The 19,027-nt window shown below is 55.8% G+C and carries 24 protein-coding genes; 20 read left to right on the forward strand and 4 right to left on the reverse strand.

All coding sequences use genetic code 11. The annotated features are described in order from the left end of the window. The 3 genes from ACR0CR_RS19305 to ACR0CR_RS19315 form a co-directional block, all read left to right on the forward strand. Window positions 1–531, forward strand: a 531-nt coding sequence (locus tag ACR0CR_RS19305) for an AAA family ATPase (RefSeq protein WP_480602344.1), incomplete at its 5' end; no start/stop codon positions are given. A gap of 38 nt (window positions 532–569) precedes the next feature. Next, entirely contained in the window at window positions 570–1,610 is a 1,041-nt protein-coding gene (locus tag ACR0CR_RS19310; RefSeq protein WP_480602346.1) for a ParB N-terminal domain-containing protein, read from the forward strand. A gap of 205 nt (window positions 1,611–1,815) precedes the next feature. Next, the gene (locus ACR0CR_RS19315; RefSeq protein ID WP_480602349.1) at window positions 1,816–2,889 is read left to right on the forward strand and encodes a helix-turn-helix domain-containing protein; all 1,074 of its coding nucleotides are present in this window, start codon (window positions 1,816–1,818) and stop codon (window positions 2,887–2,889) included. Between the two features lie 249 nt (window positions 2,890–3,138). Here the strand turns inward: ACR0CR_RS19315 and ACR0CR_RS19320 are convergent, their stop codons facing one another. Next, window positions 3,139–3,369 carry a hypothetical protein gene (locus ACR0CR_RS19320; RefSeq protein ID WP_480602352.1) on the reverse strand — a complete coding sequence of 77 codons (231 nt, stop codon included), beginning with the start codon at window positions 3,367–3,369 and terminating at the stop codon, window positions 3,139–3,141. 137 nt (window positions 3,370–3,506) lie between these two features. Beyond that, entirely contained in the window at window positions 3,507–3,950 is a 444-nt protein-coding gene (locus ACR0CR_RS19325) for an Lrp/AsnC family transcriptional regulator (protein ID WP_480602354.1), read from the reverse strand. A 90-nt stretch (window positions 3,951–4,040) separates the two neighbouring features. On the opposite strand from ACR0CR_RS19325, the gene ACR0CR_RS19330 reads away from it, so the two are divergent. From ACR0CR_RS19330 to ACR0CR_RS19350, 5 genes are read left to right on the forward strand one after another with little or no spacing between them, the layout of a single operon-like run. Next, window positions 4,041–4,757, forward strand: coding sequence for an AzlC family ABC transporter permease (locus tag ACR0CR_RS19330; RefSeq protein ID WP_480602357.1), 717 nt, complete (start codon window positions 4,041–4,043; stop codon window positions 4,755–4,757). After that, window positions 4,757–5,050, forward strand: a complete 294-nt coding sequence (locus ACR0CR_RS19335) for an AzlD domain-containing protein (RefSeq protein ID WP_480602359.1) — start codon at window positions 4,757–4,759, stop codon at window positions 5,048–5,050. Before ACR0CR_RS19330 ends, ACR0CR_RS19335 begins: the two co-directional genes overlap by 1 nt. Before the next feature lie 25 nt (window positions 5,051–5,075). Further along, window positions 5,076–6,152 carry a fatty acid desaturase family protein gene (locus ACR0CR_RS19340; protein ID WP_480602361.1) on the forward strand — a complete coding sequence of 359 codons (1,077 nt, stop codon included), beginning with the start codon at window positions 5,076–5,078 and terminating at the stop codon, window positions 6,150–6,152. 3 nt (window positions 6,153–6,155) lie between these two features. After that, entirely contained in the window at window positions 6,156–7,157 is a 1,002-nt protein-coding gene (locus ACR0CR_RS19345; protein WP_480602363.1) for a proline dehydrogenase family protein, read from the forward strand. Between the two features lie 3 nt (window positions 7,158–7,160). Beyond that, window positions 7,161–8,309, forward strand: a complete 1,149-nt coding sequence (locus ACR0CR_RS19350; protein ID WP_480602365.1) for an aminotransferase class V-fold PLP-dependent enzyme — start codon at window positions 7,161–7,163, stop codon at window positions 8,307–8,309. Window positions 8,310–8,418: 109 nt separating this feature from the next. Here ACR0CR_RS19350 and ACR0CR_RS19355 read toward each other — a convergent pair whose 3' ends face one another. Next, entirely contained in the window at window positions 8,419–9,243 is an 825-nt protein-coding gene (locus tag ACR0CR_RS19355) for an SOS response-associated peptidase (protein WP_480602367.1), read from the reverse strand. A 389-nt stretch (window positions 9,244–9,632) separates the two neighbouring features. Between ACR0CR_RS19355 and ACR0CR_RS19360 the strand changes: the two genes are divergently transcribed. The 11 genes from ACR0CR_RS19360 (at window position 9,633) to ACR0CR_RS19410 (ending at window position 17,316) form a co-directional block, all read left to right on the forward strand. After that, window positions 9,633–9,794: a hypothetical protein gene (locus ACR0CR_RS19360; RefSeq protein WP_480602369.1), complete on the forward strand. Its 162-nt coding sequence runs from the start codon at window positions 9,633–9,635 to the stop codon at window positions 9,792–9,794. A gap of 802 nt (window positions 9,795–10,596) precedes the next feature. Further along, window positions 10,597–10,968 carry a DUF3768 domain-containing protein gene (locus ACR0CR_RS19365; protein ID WP_480602371.1) on the forward strand — a complete coding sequence of 124 codons (372 nt, stop codon included), beginning with the start codon at window positions 10,597–10,599 and terminating at the stop codon, window positions 10,966–10,968. 250 nt (window positions 10,969–11,218) lie between these two features. Continuing rightward, a complete protein-coding gene (locus tag ACR0CR_RS19370; protein ID WP_480602373.1) occupies window positions 11,219–13,081 on the forward strand; it encodes a ParB/RepB/Spo0J family partition protein in 1,863 nt (620 codons plus the stop codon). Between the two features lie 54 nt (window positions 13,082–13,135). Continuing rightward, window positions 13,136–13,456 carry a hypothetical protein gene (locus ACR0CR_RS19375; RefSeq protein ID WP_480602375.1) on the forward strand — a complete coding sequence of 107 codons (321 nt, stop codon included), beginning with the start codon at window positions 13,136–13,138 and terminating at the stop codon, window positions 13,454–13,456. After that, on the forward strand, window positions 13,453–14,313 hold the full coding sequence (locus ACR0CR_RS19380) for a hypothetical protein (RefSeq protein ID WP_480602377.1): 861 nt from the start codon (window positions 13,453–13,455) through the stop codon (window positions 14,311–14,313). The genes ACR0CR_RS19375 and ACR0CR_RS19380 overlap by 4 nt, the downstream gene beginning before the upstream one ends. Then, window positions 14,310–14,687: a hypothetical protein gene (locus ACR0CR_RS19385; protein WP_480602379.1), complete on the forward strand. Its 378-nt coding sequence runs from the start codon at window positions 14,310–14,312 to the stop codon at window positions 14,685–14,687. Before ACR0CR_RS19380 ends, ACR0CR_RS19385 begins: the two co-directional genes overlap by 4 nt. 81 nt (window positions 14,688–14,768) lie before the next feature. Continuing rightward, window positions 14,769–15,026: an antitoxin gene (locus ACR0CR_RS19390; protein WP_480602381.1), complete on the forward strand. Its 258-nt coding sequence runs from the start codon at window positions 14,769–14,771 to the stop codon at window positions 15,024–15,026. Continuing rightward, entirely contained in the window at window positions 15,023–15,415 is a 393-nt protein-coding gene (locus tag ACR0CR_RS19395) for a PIN domain-containing protein (protein ID WP_480602383.1), read from the forward strand. The genes ACR0CR_RS19390 and ACR0CR_RS19395 overlap by 4 nt, the downstream gene beginning before the upstream one ends. Next, on the forward strand, window positions 15,412–15,951 hold the full coding sequence (locus ACR0CR_RS19400) for a hypothetical protein (protein WP_480602385.1): 540 nt from the start codon (window positions 15,412–15,414) through the stop codon (window positions 15,949–15,951). The genes ACR0CR_RS19395 and ACR0CR_RS19400 overlap by 4 nt, the downstream gene beginning before the upstream one ends. A 16-nt stretch (window positions 15,952–15,967) precedes the next feature. Further along, window positions 15,968–16,396 carry a hypothetical protein gene (locus tag ACR0CR_RS19405; RefSeq protein WP_480602387.1) on the forward strand — a complete coding sequence of 143 codons (429 nt, stop codon included), beginning with the start codon at window positions 15,968–15,970 and terminating at the stop codon, window positions 16,394–16,396. A 557-nt stretch (window positions 16,397–16,953) separates the two neighbouring features. Further along, complete coding sequence (locus tag ACR0CR_RS19410) at window positions 16,954–17,316, forward strand: hypothetical protein (protein ID WP_480602389.1); 363 nt, start codon at window positions 16,954–16,956, stop codon at window positions 17,314–17,316. Between the two features lie 258 nt (window positions 17,317–17,574). Here ACR0CR_RS19410 and ACR0CR_RS19415 read toward each other — a convergent pair whose 3' ends face one another. Continuing rightward, entirely contained in the window at window positions 17,575–17,958 is a 384-nt protein-coding gene (locus ACR0CR_RS19415; RefSeq protein WP_480602392.1) for a hypothetical protein, read from the reverse strand. A 718-nt stretch (window positions 17,959–18,676) separates the two neighbouring features. Here ACR0CR_RS19415 and ACR0CR_RS19420 point away from each other — a divergent pair. Then, window positions 18,677–19,027 (forward strand): hypothetical protein, encoded by a 351-nt coding sequence (locus ACR0CR_RS19420; protein WP_480602395.1) that lies wholly within the window; start codon window positions 18,677–18,679, stop codon window positions 19,025–19,027.

The following is a 19,027-nucleotide window of genomic DNA, read 5'->3' on the forward strand; positions in this document are numbered from 1 at the left end:
CAGAACAGCCTTGATGAGCCTTTTTTCATGCGATTGCACAATGCTATCATGAGCGTCGAGGCTGACTATGACGTGGTAATAATCGATAGCCCACCATCACTCGGTTTCATCACTATGTCAGGCATGGCGTCCGCAACATCAGTCGTTGTGCCACTGACACCCAGTATGTTGGATGTGGCCAGCACCGCGCAGTTTCTGCAAATGGCGAGCAGCTACATGAAGGTTATCCAGGATATCGGTGCTGAACTCAGCTATGATGATTTCCGAATGTTGATAACGCGGGATGAGCCCACCGATATTCCGTCTCAACAAATCGTCTCCTTCCTCCGGGCCCTTTTCCAAGAGCGAATGATGATGGCAACAAGCCTGAAATCAACGGCTATCGCAGATGCCGTAATGCTGCAGCAAAGCATTTACGAATTGAACCGGAGTGACATAACGAGATCCACTTATGATCGGGCCAAGGCAAGCATGGATGCCGTTGGCTCTGAGATAGAAAAGATGATTTTGACATCGTGGGGGCGTAACTAATGGCTGGGAGAAGGAAGAGAGACCCGGGTGCAAGCCTGATGAGTGCCTTGCAAGCGCCGTCTGCCGCACAAACAACCGCGGCCCCCAACGACACACCGACAGCCGCCGCGACGGCTCCGGGCATTAAGTTGATTGAGAGAACCTACAATGCTGTTCGGGAAATTGACCCGGATCTGATCGATGATTCCGCATTCGCTGATCGCCTTGAACTCTTCACAATTGTGAAGTCGGCTGAATCACTGAACGCCGATAGCGACGTTGACCATCAGGACGCAACACTAGAGCAGCTGGTGGACAGCATTCTAACACATGGTCAGAAGGTTCCAATTTTGGTGCGACAGTCTTCCAAGGACAAAGGTCGCTATGAAATAATCTTTGGCCGCCGACGTCTGGCAGCTATACGCCACATCCGCTCAAACCCGAGACCGGATATGGAAGATGCTGACACAGGGTTGCGTATAAAAGCCAACATCGAAACGAAGGCGGAGGGGCAGACCGACAAGGAATTCGACAACCAGGCACTTGTCACTCAGGCGCTAGAAAATGCGGCTCGCAAGAACCTTTCGCCATACGAAAAAGCAAGATTTGCCAACATAATCTATGCCGCTGGGGTCGAAAAACAGGATGTTGCTCGCATGATGAATATGTCAGCAACCAACCTTTCCAACTTATTAAAGATTACCCGCGTCGTGCCTGACGAACTTGGCGACCTTATTGGCGCTGCATCAGGTAGCGGCCGGCCCAAGTGGGAAGCGCTGGCCAACGGCTTGCAAAGCGAAGTGATCACCGCTCACGAAGCAAGCAAACTGTTGTCCGATATGGACCCGTCATGCACATCTGACGAACGGCTCAATACCTTGCTAGCAGAAATCAAAAGCAGGTCAGGTAAAAGCACCAAACGGGAAGTGCGGACGTTAGGTGAAGTCGCAAAGGTTCAGAAAGGTCCGACGGGCCTGAAACTAACGATCGCGGATACAAAGAACACTGCGGGCTTTGCTGATTGGCTCGATGTGAACATAGAGGCAATAATTGAGGATTCCCTGAAGAGGTTCAAAGCAGAGAACCCTGGGAAGAACTGACTTCACAATTGTGAAGTCCACTACTGAGGCAACGAGCAAAAAGGAGATTGCAGAAAAGAAAACCCTCGAAACCGGAGGCTCCGAGGGCTGCACCACACTAGTGTGGAATTAGTCTAAGCACCTAATTTTTAGCAGCCCGCGAATCGCTTCACAACAAAAAACACCCTTGGGTGAACGAGATTTCTTTGTCTGCTGATAAAAAACCATGAAGACAGTGAAACGTTTCGCTCCAGACGGCGTAGCCGGGCCGTCTGCAGGGCAGGGGAGTGGTGCGCCTAAGTGGTCACAACTTCGAGCTATCGAAGAGGCGAGAGAACCACTTGGCATCAAAGCCACCAGTATCTCTATTCTCAGGGCAATGCTCAGCTATATGTCAGCTGATCGGATTTCCGAACTGGCGGATGATCAACACATCGTTTTTGCTAGCAATGCGTCCATCGCTCAAAGAGCCCACGTCAGTATTCAGACCGTAGAGCGGCACATCGCCAGACTTGTAAGCATCGGTGTGATCCGGCGCATCACAGCAGCAAACGGAAAGCGTTGGGTACGGCGCAACAGGGCAGGGCGGGTAACACTGATAAGCGGTCTTTCATTGCTACCCCTTGCCACAAGACACGCAGAATTCACAGCGCTGGCACGGGAGTATCGTCAGGCGCAAGACGCTCTGCAGATTTTGCGCGATCAATGCACACTTGCGCTCGCTCGCCTCAAAGGCGCTGTGACAAGCGGTGTCCAGGATCTTTTGGAACGGGCGCGAATTATCCTGCGTCGACGGCCCCAAAAGAGCGCTCTTGAGGCGCTGCTTGTTGAGCTCAACGAGCACATCACTGTGGACAACCGCCAACGAGAGAAACCTGAGCCCATCAATTTGACGGATGCCAACAGCGAAACTGAGGGGCATAAAGAGCAGTCACTGAATCAGAATAGTAATAAAAGAAAATCTCCTTCTATTCATGTAACCCAAGAACAAATGGAGCGCGCATTTCCTCGGCTATGCAGTGAATTGAGGTTTGCTAGGGATCAGGTCCATTGTGATCGGATTATGGATGATCTGGCAAACCAATTGCTGCTTGGTGAGGCTTGGTATGCAATGAAAGCCACCTACGGCCCGGCGACACGCTTCATGGCACTGGGGTACGTTTTTGAGCGTGCGGAGAGTATTCATCGCCCTCTGGCATATCTCAGATCGCTACTTTGCAAAATCCAGACAGGCGAAATCGACCATTCAGTGTTGCTAAGGCCATACAAGGCGGGCAGGGGCGTGGTTCCACACTCCTAAGTCGTTGAATCTACGTCTTGGTATGCTCTCTGCACTTTCTGGGTTCGTTCGCGTGACAAATACTTTGTGCAGCTGGAACACCGAGAGATTTCCTTGAGCCAGGTGTAGCCGCTGTATTTGGTGAAGAGTCGGTGTCGTGGCACAAACCAAGTCGCCACGCAGGTCTATCGGATTGCCAGTCCTTGGAGTCTGCTGGACCCATTGTGATTCCCCGATACGACACGGCCAAAGAAAGAGCTAGGCTGGCCGTCAATCCCCTAGGGATCGGCTTGTCGCGACCTTCAGGTGAAAATGCTCCAGATCGCCGGTTAGCTTTTCGGCCAAGACGTCGATGGCAGTCAGTACGTTTTGCGCGGCTCGGTATTCTGGCGAGTTGATCTTTGCTTGCGTGCAGACCTGGATCGCGCCGAATCGGCCAGTAGCGAGCTTTGCAAGGGCTTCATCTTTTTTAACGAATCCACGGTTTGTTCTCCGACTCATGACGCACCAACTCCATTGGTCAGCATAAACAATGTTCTCTTTGTGTTCTAAGATCAAGCGGCCTGCAAAAACCAACTCTCACATCTTTTTGCAACAACTTTCAATGATGCTGACCCGCGCAAAAATCTCGTGAGCGCTTAAATTGGTAACTCCAACGTAGCCTTCACGGTTGAAACCACAATGGATGTACGAAACTTCCGCACATTTTTGTCCGTGAAGAAGAACCGGTGTGTGAAAGCCTCGTAGTCTTTTATGTCCTTGGCAACAACGATCATGATAAAGTCTGCGTCGCCGGCGATGCAATAAAAGTTGGTCACATGCGGGTCCATCCGGGCTTTGCGTTTGAAATCTGCGGTTTGGTCGACGCTGTCGCGCTCCAACTCGACCGAGACAATTGCAGTGATGCCGAGCCCAAGCACCTCTTGGTCCAGAAGGGCTACCTCGCCGCGGATCGCGCCGCTGTCCCGCAATGCTTTGAGCCTCCGCTGAACCGATGCTGTTGAAGCTCCAATCTTGTCGGCCAATTCTAGAATGGTTGTTCGAGAATCGCTCTGCACAATTGCGAGTAGTTTTTTATCCATGTTGTCCATGATCGAATAACATCACATATGGCCGAACTGGTGAACTAAAAAACCGAAAAACCGCGAAATAGATGATTCAAGGCACATCCGTTGCTGTGCTTTATGATCGGTATGCAACTTTCAACTACAGCAAGAAGCGGAGAGTTCGCGATACTGCCACTCGCCGCTGGAGCGGCCGTTTATGGCTTTGCGTTCGGATTTTTGGCGGCTCAGCTGGGGATACCCTGGTGGGGTGTTGCCATCATGAGTGGCGCGGTTCATGCAGGATCTTCGCAGATCGTCGCCGTTGAACAATTCGCATCAACATCGAGCATCGCAGGTGCTGTTTTTGCCGGCGCCATATTGAACCTGCGGTACATCGGCATCGTCGCGTCACTAACCGAAATGCTGAGTGGCCTTTCCCTTTGGGCAAAACTGGTTGCGATTCACATCACGAGCGATGAAAGCTGGGCGCTGACTATCTCTGAAGCCAGCAAGAACCCGACAGTTGGACTGCGCTTCCTTCTCGGCGCCGGCACGGTGATGATAGTGACCTGGGTAGTTTCAACCGCCTCGGGTGCATTTGTCGGCGCGACCGTCCCCGATCTGGAGCAATTCGGGCTCGGGTTCGCCTTCACAGCTGCGTTCATTGCAATGGGTCGCGGCCTCTGGCGTAGCCCATCGGATTTGGTGCCCTGGCTGGTCACGTTCGTTGTTGCCGTGTGCGCTGTGAAGCTTCGGCTGACGAGCGCCCATGCCATAGTCATCGGGACTATCGCTGGCCTCGCGACCGCCCAGATTGTCCGAAAAATCAAAGGGTCGACGTGATGGGTACAGAGACCATTCTTCTCATCGGTGGACTGGCGATCTGCACTTTCGTCATTCGAGCCCTGGGCCTTGTGACGGGGAATTTCTTTCAAGAATCTCGCTACTCTTGGGTTCTGCGTGATCTCCCTGGAATACTGATTGTCGCACTTGTCGCCTCATCCCTAGCGGATTTGTCACTCGGCGGATGGTTCGCCGCGGCCGTCGCGTTGGGCGTGGCCGTTTATTCCAACCACGTAATTTTGACCATGGTCGGTGGTGTCGCCGCCTACGCGCTTCTGCAGAACGTTCTTTAGTAAAGCCTAGCCTTTGGAGGTTTCAATGAATTATGCCGAACACAATTTTGAGATAAGACAAGACGTGCTTCGGGAGCTGAAGCACCTCACAGATCCAAGCAACTTTGCAGCCGTCCGGACCTTAGCCTTCGAGTATTTTTTGGTAGCCGGGTCCATCTACCTGACAGTGGGCGTCTCATACTGGTTCTATCCGCTGGCGCTCGTCATCATTGGATCAGTCCAGAGGACATTCGCGAATATCTTGCACGAGTCTGCGCATGGGCTGTTTGCGAAGAATAAGATACTCAACTTTGTCGGCGGAACTGTTCTGACTTCCTATCTGATCTTCCATATGTTCACGCCCTACCGGAACTCTCATGTGGGTTTTCACCATCGACATTTTGGCGATCCCGAGGAAGACCCAGACTACAATTTCCACATCCTTTTAGGGCTGTACGAAGAAAAGGAGAGCCACAGCCGGTTTATCCTGAAGAACCTTGTTCTGGCTCTTATTGGGTATCGGACGGTCGAGTACATTAAGTACATCTATCATGATCGACTTCTGTTTTCAGAAGAGCAGGCCGTGGTCAAAATGCCTATATCGGTAAAGACAGACCGACTAATGTTTGGCCTGACCTGGCTGGCTGTGTTGGCGCTGGTGGCCTGGTTCAATGTCTGGGTCGTGTTTCTCCTTTTCTGGATCGTGCCCTGCTTCACCACGTACATCGCAATTGGATGGTGTGCAGAACTGGCGGAGCACTACCCGCTGCCCGAATCCGAAGATAAACGGTTGTTAATGACACGGAACCGTCATGGATGGGCCATCGAGCGCTTTTTGTTCGGGCGCCACTACGACCGGTACCATCTCGTCCATCACATCTTCCCAACAATCCCGTTCTACAACCTGAAGCGCGCCCATCAAGTGTTGCTCAAGGATGACGCTTACCGGCAGTGGGACGCCATGTGGGGCGGTATCTTCACGCGGACTCATCCAGACGAAGAAACCCTGATTTCCTACGTCAAAAAGTACAAAGCCGAGGTGTCTCAAAAACCGACCGATCGGAAGCGACCAAGCTTTGCTGAGCGACTACTGATGCAACACCCCCTAGCCCAAGGAGCGTGAGCTATGAACAAGAGCGAATTTCGTACCTCCGCAGCTAGCCATTTCCGAAATCAGGACGCAGAAGTGGCGAAGGGGCTGCGCAAGCTGGCCGCCCACCCGGTGCTGCGCGAGAAGTTTTCCGCCGACAGCACAATCAAAAGGATCTTTGCTGGTCCAGTCTCTCGTTACATTGTTGGCGACTGTATCGAGACTGCTTGCGCCAACTTCGAAACACTGTCCGACAAAGGGTATCTGATCGGCGTCGAATATGTCGGCGAAGAAATTGCCGACGAGCAGCAGGTTGGTGTGGTGGTCGACGAGAACATTCAGTTTCTCAAGAGTGCGCAATGCCGAAATTTTTCAAAAGGTCTCCAACTAGGCTTTGATCTTTCGAGCGTTGGAATGCTGGTAAGCCGTGATCTGGCAAAGAAAAACACAGCGAACATTGCCGAGGTGGCCGCGGCGCAAGGTTGCAGCGTCATGATAAGCATGGAACGTGCGACACACACAGATCAGATCCTTGATCTCTTCTACGAGCTGGCCCCGAAGCACGAAAACCTTGGGATCACCGTGCAGGCATACTTGAAGCGGCTCTCAGGGGATCTGCCGAAACTCATCAAGGCAAACCGGAAGATCCGTTTGGTGAAGGGCGTTTATGACGAACACGCCTCCCTTGCCCTGCCTCGTGGGCCCGAGCTTGATGACCGGTACATTGAGTACGCGGCCATGTTGGCATCGGCCAAAGCGAGATTTGCCGTCGCCACACATGATCGCTCGCTGATCGAACGCTTGCAGCCCCTCGGATTGTTGGAATCTGTCGAGGAACTTGAGGCGCTTCACGGCTGCAACCCTGACCTCCTCCGAGACCTGCGGGCTGAGGGGTATCCCTGTCGGATCACCGGCGTCTACGGTGAAGAATGGTTTCTGCATTTCCTGCATCGCCTCGCAGAATACACACCGAATTTGCTTCAAGCGTTCTCTGACTACCATCGACCGTCCCAGGTTGTTTTCGGCGAAAGGTACTAGATCATGGATTCAGCGATGACCATCGCGGCACCTTTCGCCTACCTGAACATGGCAGGGGCAGGTCCGGTGTCGGATGAGGTTCTCGAAACCACGAGAAACTACCTTAAGATCGAACAATTGCACGGTGCCTACGACACGGAACTGGACCACTCACCCCAATTGGATAAGCGTGTCTATCGGCAGTTGGCAAAGTTGCTGCATTGCGATGCAAGCGACATTGCGATATTTGAAAACGCGACCCGCGCCTGGATCGAGGTCGTAAGCCGGGTTCCGTTGGACGGCGCCAAGTCAGTGTTCACCACACAGTACGAATACGCTGGCAATCTTCAATTTCTGAAGAGCCTCGCGCACCGGCATGATTTGGAGCTAGTCGTCATACCTTGTGACAGCAACGGGGATATTGACGTCGAGTGGTTGCGCAAAAACATGTCAGGCGATGTTGGCTTGGTCTCTGTGGTTCATGTGCCCTCATGTTGCGGCATTGTAAATCCGGTTGAAGAGATCGGGCAGGTACTGGCCGGCCATTCGGCAGTCTACATCGTGGATGCCTGCCAGGCGGTCGGCCAAGCTGAGATAGACGTCTCTCAAATTGGGTGCGACGCACTTACCGGCGCAGGTCGAAAATTCCTCTGCGGCCCAAGAGGTACAGGTTTCGCGTATGTTTCTGCTGATCTGCGAAACCGGATCGAGCCGGGCTTTGTTGATTTACATCTTTCAGATTTCCGGGAAGACGGCACCGTGACCAAAGATGTATCGTCTGCGCGGTTCCTAGAGGCCGCCGAACGCAATTGTGGCGCAATTCTCGGCCTTTCGATAGCGATTGATGAAGCGATTGCCGGCGATGGTAGACGCAACGACGGCATAAACCATATCCGAGAAGGCGTTTCTGCCCTAAAGGGTGTCATTCCTATTGATCCAGGGCGAACCCGAGGAGGAATTTTCTCTTTCCGCCACGAAGACGTTAGCGCTGGCGACATCGTTGCCGAGTTGCGCAGACAGGGTGTCGCCGCGTGGCGCATTAAAGGGTCACACACACCCCTATACATGCTGCCGCAAGGCCATGTTGAAGCCGTTCGGCTATCGTCCAACAAAATCTGCCCGGAGGACGGCGAAAGGGTGGTTCGGGTTCTGTCAGAGATCCTGGCTGGGTAAAATAGTTTCTTCCTGTGGCGTTCCCCGTCACCACTTAACCCGGCCTAGCGCCGGGTTCTTTTTTGCTGAACCCAAGGTCAGGACTGGTATCAAGGCCTGTTTGGCTCGATCAGATCCGACCAATGTCATCAGCCCCGGTATCAGCCGTCTGCCCGATGAACGCGATTTCAAGTGCATTGTCAGGGAGAGGCCGCTGCAAGGCCGAGGCTTCTTCGCCTGATCCGGTCAGCCAGGTCGAAAACTCCTCCTCTGTTCGAAGGATCACGGGCATCGCCTTCGGGTGGATCGGCGCGACGACGCTGTTTGCCTGAGTTGTCAAAAAGGACATCGCGATGACTTGGGCATTTTCATCGGCAAGATCCGCATCCGCCTTGCGCCTCAGCCCATCCTTTTCCCAATTCCACCGCCGCATGAGACCGGCAAAGGCAAACGGCGGCCGGTTTTCATCGCCGCTGAGGCGAAACCAGGCAGCGCATTTGTTCGGTTTCCCGGCCTTTCCTATGAATTTTTCCGTGGGGTGATACTCTGCAAATGAGGATGCAGGGACCAGACAGCGTTGACGCGGCTCCTGCAAGACCCGTTTCCAAACCGGCGCTGTCAGGTCTCGCGTATTTGTCAGCCAGCTCTCGAATTTCTGGCCTTTGAATCTAACCTTTCGGTAGCCCCATCGAGCAAGCGTCATCGATCGGTAGCCCTCGCGATTCACCCGAACTATAGGCACTTGGTTGTCCGGCTTGATCTGAGGTTGAGACGCAGCGTTGCCAAGCTGGTCGAAGTCTGGCCGGACTTGGAACAGCTGCCGCATGGCCTCTTGACTGGTCGTGTTGGAGTATAAGTTGCACATAGCCTGAAAGCATCCACAGCAATGACGACGGATCAAGTCATTACTTGTTGCGGTCAACGATGCCACGAAATTACACGCCCAAAAACCCATTGAAATTACATACTATTGGGCAAATCCCGCGCCTTCTGCGGGTGACGCGATGCCCTCGCTGCGCTCAGCCTTTTGCAAGGATCACGCTTGATAGACATCGAGCAAAGCGCGGCCCGCATGGCGGTCTGCGGCGCCTGGTTTTCCGAACGTCAGGGGCCGAAAAGCTCTCGTGTCAGATCCGGTCCAGGGGGAAGGCGCAGAGAGAGATCCGCGCAAGGAATCCGGCGATTTCACGCGTCTGCCTTCGATCTGTCCCGATGAAAATGAGCGGCTACGATACACGCCGTGCTGACCAGTAAACACCAAGCCTGCAGGCGCGTGCCGCGCGTGTTGACTGGTCAGCTGGTCCGGCGTGTTCGAAAGCCGCGAATTTTCAACAGGAGACAGACATGAAGTACATTCGCAAAAAATCAATCCAGCTTCGCAAGCTCTCAGCACGCCGCCTGAAAGCCGTCAAAAAGCAGCTGCAGAAGATCGACCTGAGCCTGAGCATTCAGATTAACTTGCTCATCATCAAGATCACCGTCACTGTCAAACGCCCGGCGCCATAGCCCGGGCATTCGCCATCTTGGCCGGTCTGAGGCTGTGCCTGGCCGCATAGGCGGCCGGGATCGGCAGTTTACCACAGGCCAGCCGTTCGCATTCTCGCGTGCTGCCTTTGTGGCCTGCTGCGGTGCCCGAATGATTACAGGGCTTTCGTCAGGTGTGCCGAAATCCCTTTCTCCTGAAGTCGAAATCACGGGCACTGGAAAACTGCCGATCCCCACGGGGTGCGATGTTGAGGATCTATACCAGCTCATCCGCATTTGGATCTGTTGAAAAGGCTTGGGAGATCCGCGCGAGGCGCGCGGCTCGCATGATCCATTAGACAGGGCAGGGGATCGACACGGGCTTGCGCCCGCGCTCACCCCGGCCCTGACATTCTCATGATTTGCTAAGCAGACCGCCGGGCGGTCTGCTGCGCTTGTTTTCCCGAGCGTCGCGGGGCCGAAAAGCTCTCGTATCAGATCCGGTCCAGGGGGAAGGCGCAAAGAGAGACCCGCGCAGGGCGCGGCTCACATATCTCTTTTTTGTGCGCCTCAAGCAGAAATCGTGAAAATCCCGGTTCCTCCCACGCGCCAGCGCGCGGGTCCCTCCCAAATTTGCCCGATTTCAGCCTGACCCCCAGTCCTCGGATCTGAAACGGATCTTTTCCATCGGCCCCCCTCCTTCGCCGGGAAAAACGCGGATGGGTGCGGGTGTCGATGTCACAGCCAATGGGCCGTTTCCTTGGCCCATTGGAACAAACCGAACCACTTGCGGACAGGTCGGGCGCACATCGGCCACCGCATCACCACGAAAGAGAGGCCACCAATGGCTGCAACCGCACATCAAACCGTTGAACCCGGTCAGGTCGATTATGCCCTCATCGGTCAACAGAATGACGCTTTCCGCAAGGGCCTGCCCGAAGGCGGGGAGGGGATTATCGTTCAGACAACCGCCATTGACGATATGGGTCCTGCCTATGTCGCTGAATGTCTGGCCCAGATCGTCGCCTATGACGATTTCACCGAGGACAACGACCCCCACGGCACCCGCGAAATGGGTTTCATGGAAATCAAGGGCCGCAAGGTCTGGTTCAAGATCGACCTGTACGACGAGAACTACAAATACGGGACACCGGACCCCACCGATTTGAGCAAGACGCGCCGCGTCCTGACCATCCTTTTCCCGAGCGATTACTGAGTTCGGTCCCGGCCACGCGGTCGGGGCTGGGTGCGCAACCCGCGCAGGAAAGGAGGTGAGAACATGAACCCATACACCCTTGAACGTCAACGCAAGTTGGCTTGGAGCAATCTCAAGAAGGGCGGCCTTTCGGCCAAGATCGCCCGCGCCTTCTTGAAACGTCACGCTGCTGCCTAAGCGGCCACGCCTCAGCCCGAAAGGGCTGGGGCACCCATAACACGAAACTTCACCACGAGAAAGGGTTTACCCCATGACCAAGCAAACGAAGATCACCGCGACCGAAGCCCGCTTTCCGCTGGCATCGCTGACACTTTCCCCGATCAACCCGCGCCAGAACGTGCCGGAGGCCGAGGTTATCGAATTGGCCGAGTCCATCTGGACTGCTGGCCTGATCCAGAGCATCGCCGGTCTGGCCGACGAAAAAGGCGGCGCTGAAATCGTCGCTGGTGGACGCCGCCTGCGCGCCCTGCAATATCTGTCTGAGAAACACCCGAACCTTGCCAGCATCCGCCCAGAACTGGCGAACCCGCTGGTGATGATTGCACCGGATGTTGAAACCGCCCAGACATGGGCGACAGCGGAGAACATCAGCCGTAAAGACCTGTCGCCCGCCGAAGAAATCCGGGCCTATGGTAAAATGGACAAGGCCGGTGCGCCCGTATCCGGGATTGCCCGCGCCTTTGCTGTGACAGAGGCGCATGTCTACAAGCGCCTGAAACTGGCAAGCCTGCCGGAACAGGTGATCGATGCGCTGGAAGCCAAGGAAATCAGTCTTGGCGAAGCCGCAGCCTTCACCATCTGCGACGATACAGAACTGACTCTGAGCGTTCTGGAACAGGCCCGGAAAGGCCACCTGTCGGAGCATCAGATCAAAAACATGCTGAAACCGGATGCTGTGAGCGCGACGGATCGGCGGGCAAAGTTTGTTGGGCTGGATGCCTACAAGAAAGCAGGTGGCCGTGTTTCTGGTGACCTCTTTGCCGAAAAGACCTTGCTGGATGATGAGGCCATTCTGGACCAGTGCTTTACCGACAAGCTGGCTGTGGCCGCGCGCACGATCCGGCAGGAAAACGGCTGGAAATGGGCCGAAGTCGTCAGCGATACACATTTTGGCGGCTGGGATATCGACCAGTTGAAATGCGCCCGCATCTATGCCGAGCAAGGCGAACTGACCGAGGAACAGGCCGAGCGCTACGACGAACTGGCGGAGCTTGCAGAGGCCGAGGTTCTGGACGAGGCGGGCGAAGCCGAGTTGCAGACGCTTCAAACCATTGTCGATGGGGCCTTTTCGGATGTGCAGAAAGACTGCGCCGGGGTTGTCCTCAATGTCACCAACGCGGGCGAGTTGTGTGTGACCGAAGGTCTGGTAAAGCCCGAGGACAAAGAAGCTGCGGTCGCGGCGGGTGTGTTGAAAGCCTCTCAGCACAAGACAACCGGCGCAACCGACACCACCAGCAAGCCGCGCATGTCACAGGCTCTTGTGGATGATCTGAAACGAGTTGTGACAGGCGCACGGCAACATGCGGCGGTCAACGATCCTGATCTGATCCTTGCTCTGCTGGCCTTTCAGGTGTCGGGCGGCGTGAATTACGGCAGGCCCATCGGTCTCACCAAAGAAATCGTGCCGAACTACCCCACCACCGAGGCAGCGGGTTATGCGCTGGATGAACGCCTGACGACGCCGACCGATTGGAGCCATGACACCAACATGGGCGACTTTGCAAAGGCGTTCCGAGCCTTCCGCAAGAAGGGTGCAGATCACATTCAGGCTGAATTGACCCGGTTCCTTGCGTCGCTGTTGAGCGGAGGCGATGAAAAGTTGAAAGCCCTGATCGACAACGAGGTTAAGACCGATATTCGCGCGGTCTGGACACCGACATTCGACAACTTTTTCAGCCGCATCGCAGGGCCTTACCTCAACGAAATCTGGGGCACCATTCTGGGCCTCAAGCCGGGCAACGTTCAGATGAATATGTTCGAAAGCCTCAAGGTTGGCGAGAAGCGGAAGAAGCTGGACGCGCTGTTCAACGACCCTGAGACCCGCGAGGCGATGAAGCTGAGCAAGGCGGTCGAGAAGCGGATCGCCACATGGCTGCCCGAGGGCATGGTCTGAGACCCGCAGGCGGGGCGCGCAAGCGCCCTGCCACACCGGACAGGAGATAGAGCTATGGCTTTCCAGAATGATACGAACACCAAGCGGGTTCAGAAGGCGGTCGCAAGAGTTCAGCAGATTGTCGATTCCGCGAAAACGAACGGGGCAGGGGCCGACAAACTGGCCGCGATGCTGCGCCCGCTCACCGACGAGCTGGCCGCACTTGGCGCGCTGGCAACGACCGATCGTCCGGCCCGACCGCCTGAGTTTGAAGCGTTGACAGTCGGCCAGCGGGCCGCGCTCAAGCTGGCAGAACAAGCCTCACTGCGCGAACAGATCGTGTCGCTCATCGCGCGCCTTGAGGCCCACGCCGACCAACTGGCGGATCAGCCATGACCTTCCCTTTCAAACACCCGACATGGCCCGGTGTCAGCGAACCGGTTGATGGGGCTGATCTGCGCGTGTTGTCGCTTGGGGCAGGGGTCCAAAGCACCACACTGGCACTCATGGCCGCGCATGGCGAAATCGGCCCCATGCCCGATGCTGCTATCTTTGCAGATACCGGCTGGGAGCCTGCCGAGGTTTACGAGCATCTGGATTGGCTGGGCAGCGGCAATGTCTTGCCCTTCCCAATCCACCGGGTGCAGGCCGTTGATCTGCGCGCGCAGGTACAGGCCCGCTCGGACCACGCCGATGGCCGCTTTGTGTCCATCCCGTATTTTCTGGATCAGGGGGGAATGAACCGCCGCCAGTGTACCCGCGAGGCCAAGATTGACCCGATCCGCCGCGAGGTGCGCCGCTTGCTGGGCGTTGCCAAGGGCGCGCGGGCGACAGGCTATCGCGTTGAGCAGTGGATTGGCATCAGCACGGACGAAATGGTGCGCATGAAGGACGCCCGCGAAAGCTGGATCACACATCGCTGGCCGCTCATCGAGGCCCGCATGTCGCGCGGCGACTGTCTGGCATGGTGCAAGCGGCGTGGATACCCCGAGCCGCCGAAATCCGCCTGCGTCGGGTGCCCGTTTCGCACGAATGCCCGCTGGCGCGACCTGAGCAAGACTGACCCGGATGCGTTCTGGGATGCGGTTGCGCTGGATGCCGCCATGCGCCGCAACGGTCCCGCTGCCGGGATGCACGGGCTGGAATACATGCACCGGTCCTGCCGTCCTCTTGGAGACATCGACTTTGAAGCCGAGGCGGGCGGGCCGGATTTTGATTTTCGCAGTGAATGTGACGGGGTGTGTGGGACATGAAACGGATCATCTACAGAACGCCCGGAACGCGGGTAGAATGGAGCAATGTCAGGGAATGGTGCCTTGCGGCTTTCAATCTGGACCGTCGCCGGTCATCGGAAAAACGCAACCGCGATCTGACCACCCATAGCGGTTGTATGCCCCTTTCCATGATCTACGCGGAGACGGACCTAGAGGCTATCGAAACCGCTGTGTACCTTTTGAAATACGGCCCCTCATACCTTTGCAGGCCCACGCGTGGGAACCGGGCATCACATCCTTCTACGCCTATCATCGTGGCGCTGAGCAATCGGGCAGCGGTTTTGAAACGTGAGGCGGATATCGTCCCGAAGGGTGATAACTGGCTGAATGCGAATGCGAAAAACCGCTCATGATGTTTGGATTTCAGGCAGTATCAGCTTGAAAGCAATGGTTGTCTGATATATATTAAAGATAGATATCAAACGGAGGTAACAATGCCAGATAGAGCGGTTGCAAAAGTGTTTATGACCGGCCGGTCGCAGGCGGTTCGGTTGCCAAAAGAGTTTCGGTTCAGGACCGATGAAGTGCGGATCAGAGCGGAAGGCTCGAAGGTCATTCTTGAACCTATCGAAGACGATTGGGAATGGCTGAACGAGCTTCACAAGCTGGGTCCGCTGGATGATGATGCGGTACAGGCGGCAGAGGAAGATTTACCGCCACAGGACCGCCCAGAATTGGATGTGTTCAAGTGAAATTCCTGCTCGATACCAATGCCGTTATTGGCATCATTGCTGGTAATCGCGGCCTGATTGAACGGTTGTCTGGGCATGTGCCCAGTGACTTCGGTGTGTCGTCAGTCGTTATGTATGAACTCTATTGGGGCGCATACAAGAGCGGGAAAGTGGCTGAGAATGTGGCCCGCGTTGATGCGCTCCGGTTTGAGGTTTTGGACCTGTCCACCTCCGATGCGAAAGCCGCTGGCCTGATCCGCGCCGACCTGAAGAAGAAAGGCACGCCCATAGGGGCCTATGATTTGCTGATTGCGGGACAGGCCGTTGCACGGTCCCTGACGCTCATCACCAACAACGTCAAAGAATTTAACCGGGTTCAAAACCTGATCTATGAGGACTGGCAGACATGACCAAAGTCACCACTCCAAAGGTAACCGAGAGCGCGGCCCGCCGCGTCTGGAAATCGGCGCAGATGTATCTTGCGTTTCACAAGGACCAGAGCAAGCGCGAGCGCAAGGAACCAAAGTTCTGGCCACCGAAGAACGGTAGCGCGTCCCTGCATGGCGATACCGCTGAGCAGGAGGCGATTGTCGTGGTCAAGGCCGCTGATCCTGAACAGACCAAAGATGTGCAAATCAAGCTGCATCCCAATCGGATCGTTGTTCGCCGCGATGCTGATATGTGGTGGCAGGGGGTCGCGGTCGATGATAGTTCCGTGACTGTCCGTATGGCCGACAACACGATTATTGAAGTCCGCCATGACGGGTCGATCAAACGCAGGTCCGCCGAGGATGAGACCCATGTTGAGGCGGATGGCAGCATTTTCAAATGGACGCCGCACGCAGAGTCCACCATGACCGGCGACGGGATCGAAATGTCCCGCCGCACAGAAGGCCGCATTTCGGCCATCACGCATGACGGCGTTGTAGACCGTGCGCGCAAGTGAAAAGGTGATTTAAGTGATGCAAAAGATATCAAAGATTAACTTGATTGGCGGCGGTGCTGTTGCACTCCTGGTCATCGTGTTGGCTGGCAAGATCGTGGCACCCGCTTTTGGAGGCCGGATCATGTCTGTTGCTGAGGTTCCACCAGAACCCAGACCGGGGATAGCATCTGGCGCGGCCCTCGCACAGAACACGCCCTTGCGTTTGGACCGCCCCGCAACATTCCGGTTCACCAATGGACCGCTTGAAAACTGTGACCTGACTGGCGCGCTCACTGCCTTCAACGGCACCAAGGCCGTATTCGAACCGGAACACCTCGTTTGTGGTCAACAGTTGCGTTCCGTGTCACCAAAACAGGTGAGTAGTCTCTATCTGGACAGCCGGTTTCCAAGTGACCCGGAGAGCATCGTTTTCCAGATTTATGACGAACAATTGCTATCGCGGTGATAGCGTCTTTTCTCTCGTGGTGAGAGGTACTTGGCCCGCTTCGGCGGGCCTCTTTTTTGCCGTTGTGCTGGCGGTGACGTTCCTTTGGTGTCCCTTGGCACCCGGGGCATACGCCCCATGTGCCGGCGCGACTGGCGCTTCGCTTCGACGGCCGACACCGCGGCCGGCACACGAAACCAGCGATGCACCAGGTCACTCCCTTGCAGATCGCGTCCGGCGGTTAACCTGGTCCGCGCCAGCGCGGCCCAGGGCCGGACAGACCAGCCGTCGCCTCCGCCTGAAGAAAAGGGCGGTCTGTGCCGCCAATGCGCCCTGATCCTATCTCCTGAGGGTCATTCCGTTTTGGGAAGGCCACCAGCTCATAGGTCAAAACGGTGCGCTTGTGGCAGATCGACCTGATTTCGCCGTGTTACCGTTGAACTACCGTTCGATCGTTCCGCGCGCATCGGGCCCAGAAATTCTTGCCTCTCATCCGCCCTGACAGGTTCACCGCCGTTGCCAATGAAGATCCTCACTCCCCGTGTTTCTTCAAGATGAACATATGCGAGCAGACGGAAATGGCGCTGCCGATCTGGCAACAGATCAGCAGCTTCAACGGCTATTTTCCGCAGCCGGGCACGCCCGGCTTTGCATCGCGAAACAAAATAGCCGCTGACATCTCCTTTGTGCCCGCAAAAAAAATGTCCATCGAAACACTCAAAAGCGAGGATCTAACAATGGCAACTCAAACTCTGAAACTGAACGTCAAAGCAGGTGAAAAAGATGGCAAGAACTTCTGGGACCGCTGCGGGGTTCTCTTCGTCAGCACCGACGACACAACAGGCGAAATCAAATCGATCACCGTCAAACACAGCATGTTCCCCGGTGTCGAAATGGTGGCCTTCCCAAAACGGAACGACGAGGACGGCGTAACCGAATAACCGAAGGGCAGGGCGGCACAGACCGCCCTTTCCTTTGCTCCGGCTCTCGGCTGGTCAGCATGAATCCGCTGTCGTCAAATTTCAGGCTGATCGGGTTCAACCGCTATTCTACTCAAAGGGGTGTCCGCTTTGGTGGCCACTCAGAACAACCGCTACAGCATTTGAGCGCCTAATTCCCCCTTCAGGCGTCCCCGATACTCCCCCTTGGTTATACCGGGAAAATGCTGTAGCGGCCCCTCGCGTTTTCCATTGCGGAATTCATGTATCACCCCGCAAAACCACGCGCTCGTCGCCTGCTTTGCTCGGTAAGTCAAAACCTTTGAATCCGTAAGGTTCCAAAAACTTGAAAAGAGACTCACCGCTTTTGAAGGCGAAAGCATCAAACGGAACATCCTTTTCTTCAGCTTTGGCCTTTTCGTAAATCACCGCGACTTCGTACTCATCGCCAACTGCGCCGCCAAACGAGGTCTCCACCGTTGCCTTAACCCGAAACACAAGCCCCCAACTGCCTTTGGTCTTTCTCCCAATTCCAGAAGAATCCTCAAAGGCAACCACCGTAACAGCAGTGAGCTCATCTTCTGTCTTTGAAAACCAAACTCGCTTTGCAAGTCGTTTGGGTGGAGAAAGCTTGTCGAGGTTCATGTGATGCGGCTCAAAATACAGCAATTGGTCTTTCTATGGTTCTGACTGATGTAGCTCAATTTGATGACGATGAGTATGGCAAATCCCGCGCTTTCAGCGCGTGACCGGTCCCTACTCGGACGCCGGCTGTGCCGGCCTCCTCCCCGAACCAACCACGTGCGATCGACCTTTGGCCCGAGTGTGCCGGAACCTGTCTCTCTGAGCCAGCTTGCCGGCACGGCCAAATGGTCGCCTGCACCTGGTTGTTTCGTCCCTGCGGGTGACGCGATTCCCTCGCTGCGCTCAGCCTTTCGCAAGGATCACGCTCGATAGACATCGAGCAAAGCGCAGACCGACTAACGGTCTGCGGCGCTTGTTTCCCCGAACGTCAGGGGGCCGAAAAGCTCTCGTATCAGATCCGGTCCAGGGGGAAGGCGCAAAGAGAGATCCGCGCCACGGCGCGGCTCACATATCTCTTTTTTGCGCCTCAAGCAGAAAAACGGCTTTCACCCGCTGCGCGGCCAAACCTTCCGTTTTTCAGCCTGACCCCCAGTCCTCGGATCAGAAACGGATCTTTTCCATCGGCCCCCCTCCTTCGCCGGGAAAAACGCGAAGGGGTGCATGTGGCTGATGGCAGTCCAGCAGGCCGTTTCCTTGGCCTGCTGTGTTCACAGCAAACCGCAAGCGGACAGGTCTGGCGCACATCGGCCACCGCATCACCACGAAAGAGAGGCCAACAATGGCTGATATCATAATCCAGAACCTCAATGATCCCGCCTACTGGCAACAGGTCCAGCACGACGCAGCCCACCGCAAAGCACTGGCAGAGGTCCAGCAGGGCTTCGCCGACACCGATTGCGGCATGGTCTATGAGGCATGGGTTGCCGACCTGATGGATATCGTGCGCAGCGCCGCCCACCAAGCCGGGTTTCTCAGCGACCGCGCGCGCTACCAGTCTTTCCGCGAAGACTGCGCCGCATTCATGCAATTGCCCGAAATCGCAACCGAGGATCACAAGGCGCTGTCTCGGGCCGCGTTCGACGCCATCGATGACGCCGCGCAAGCGCTCTACGGCAATCAGGAGGCGTGA

This window comes from Ruegeria sp. AM2 (assembly GCF_056540685.1).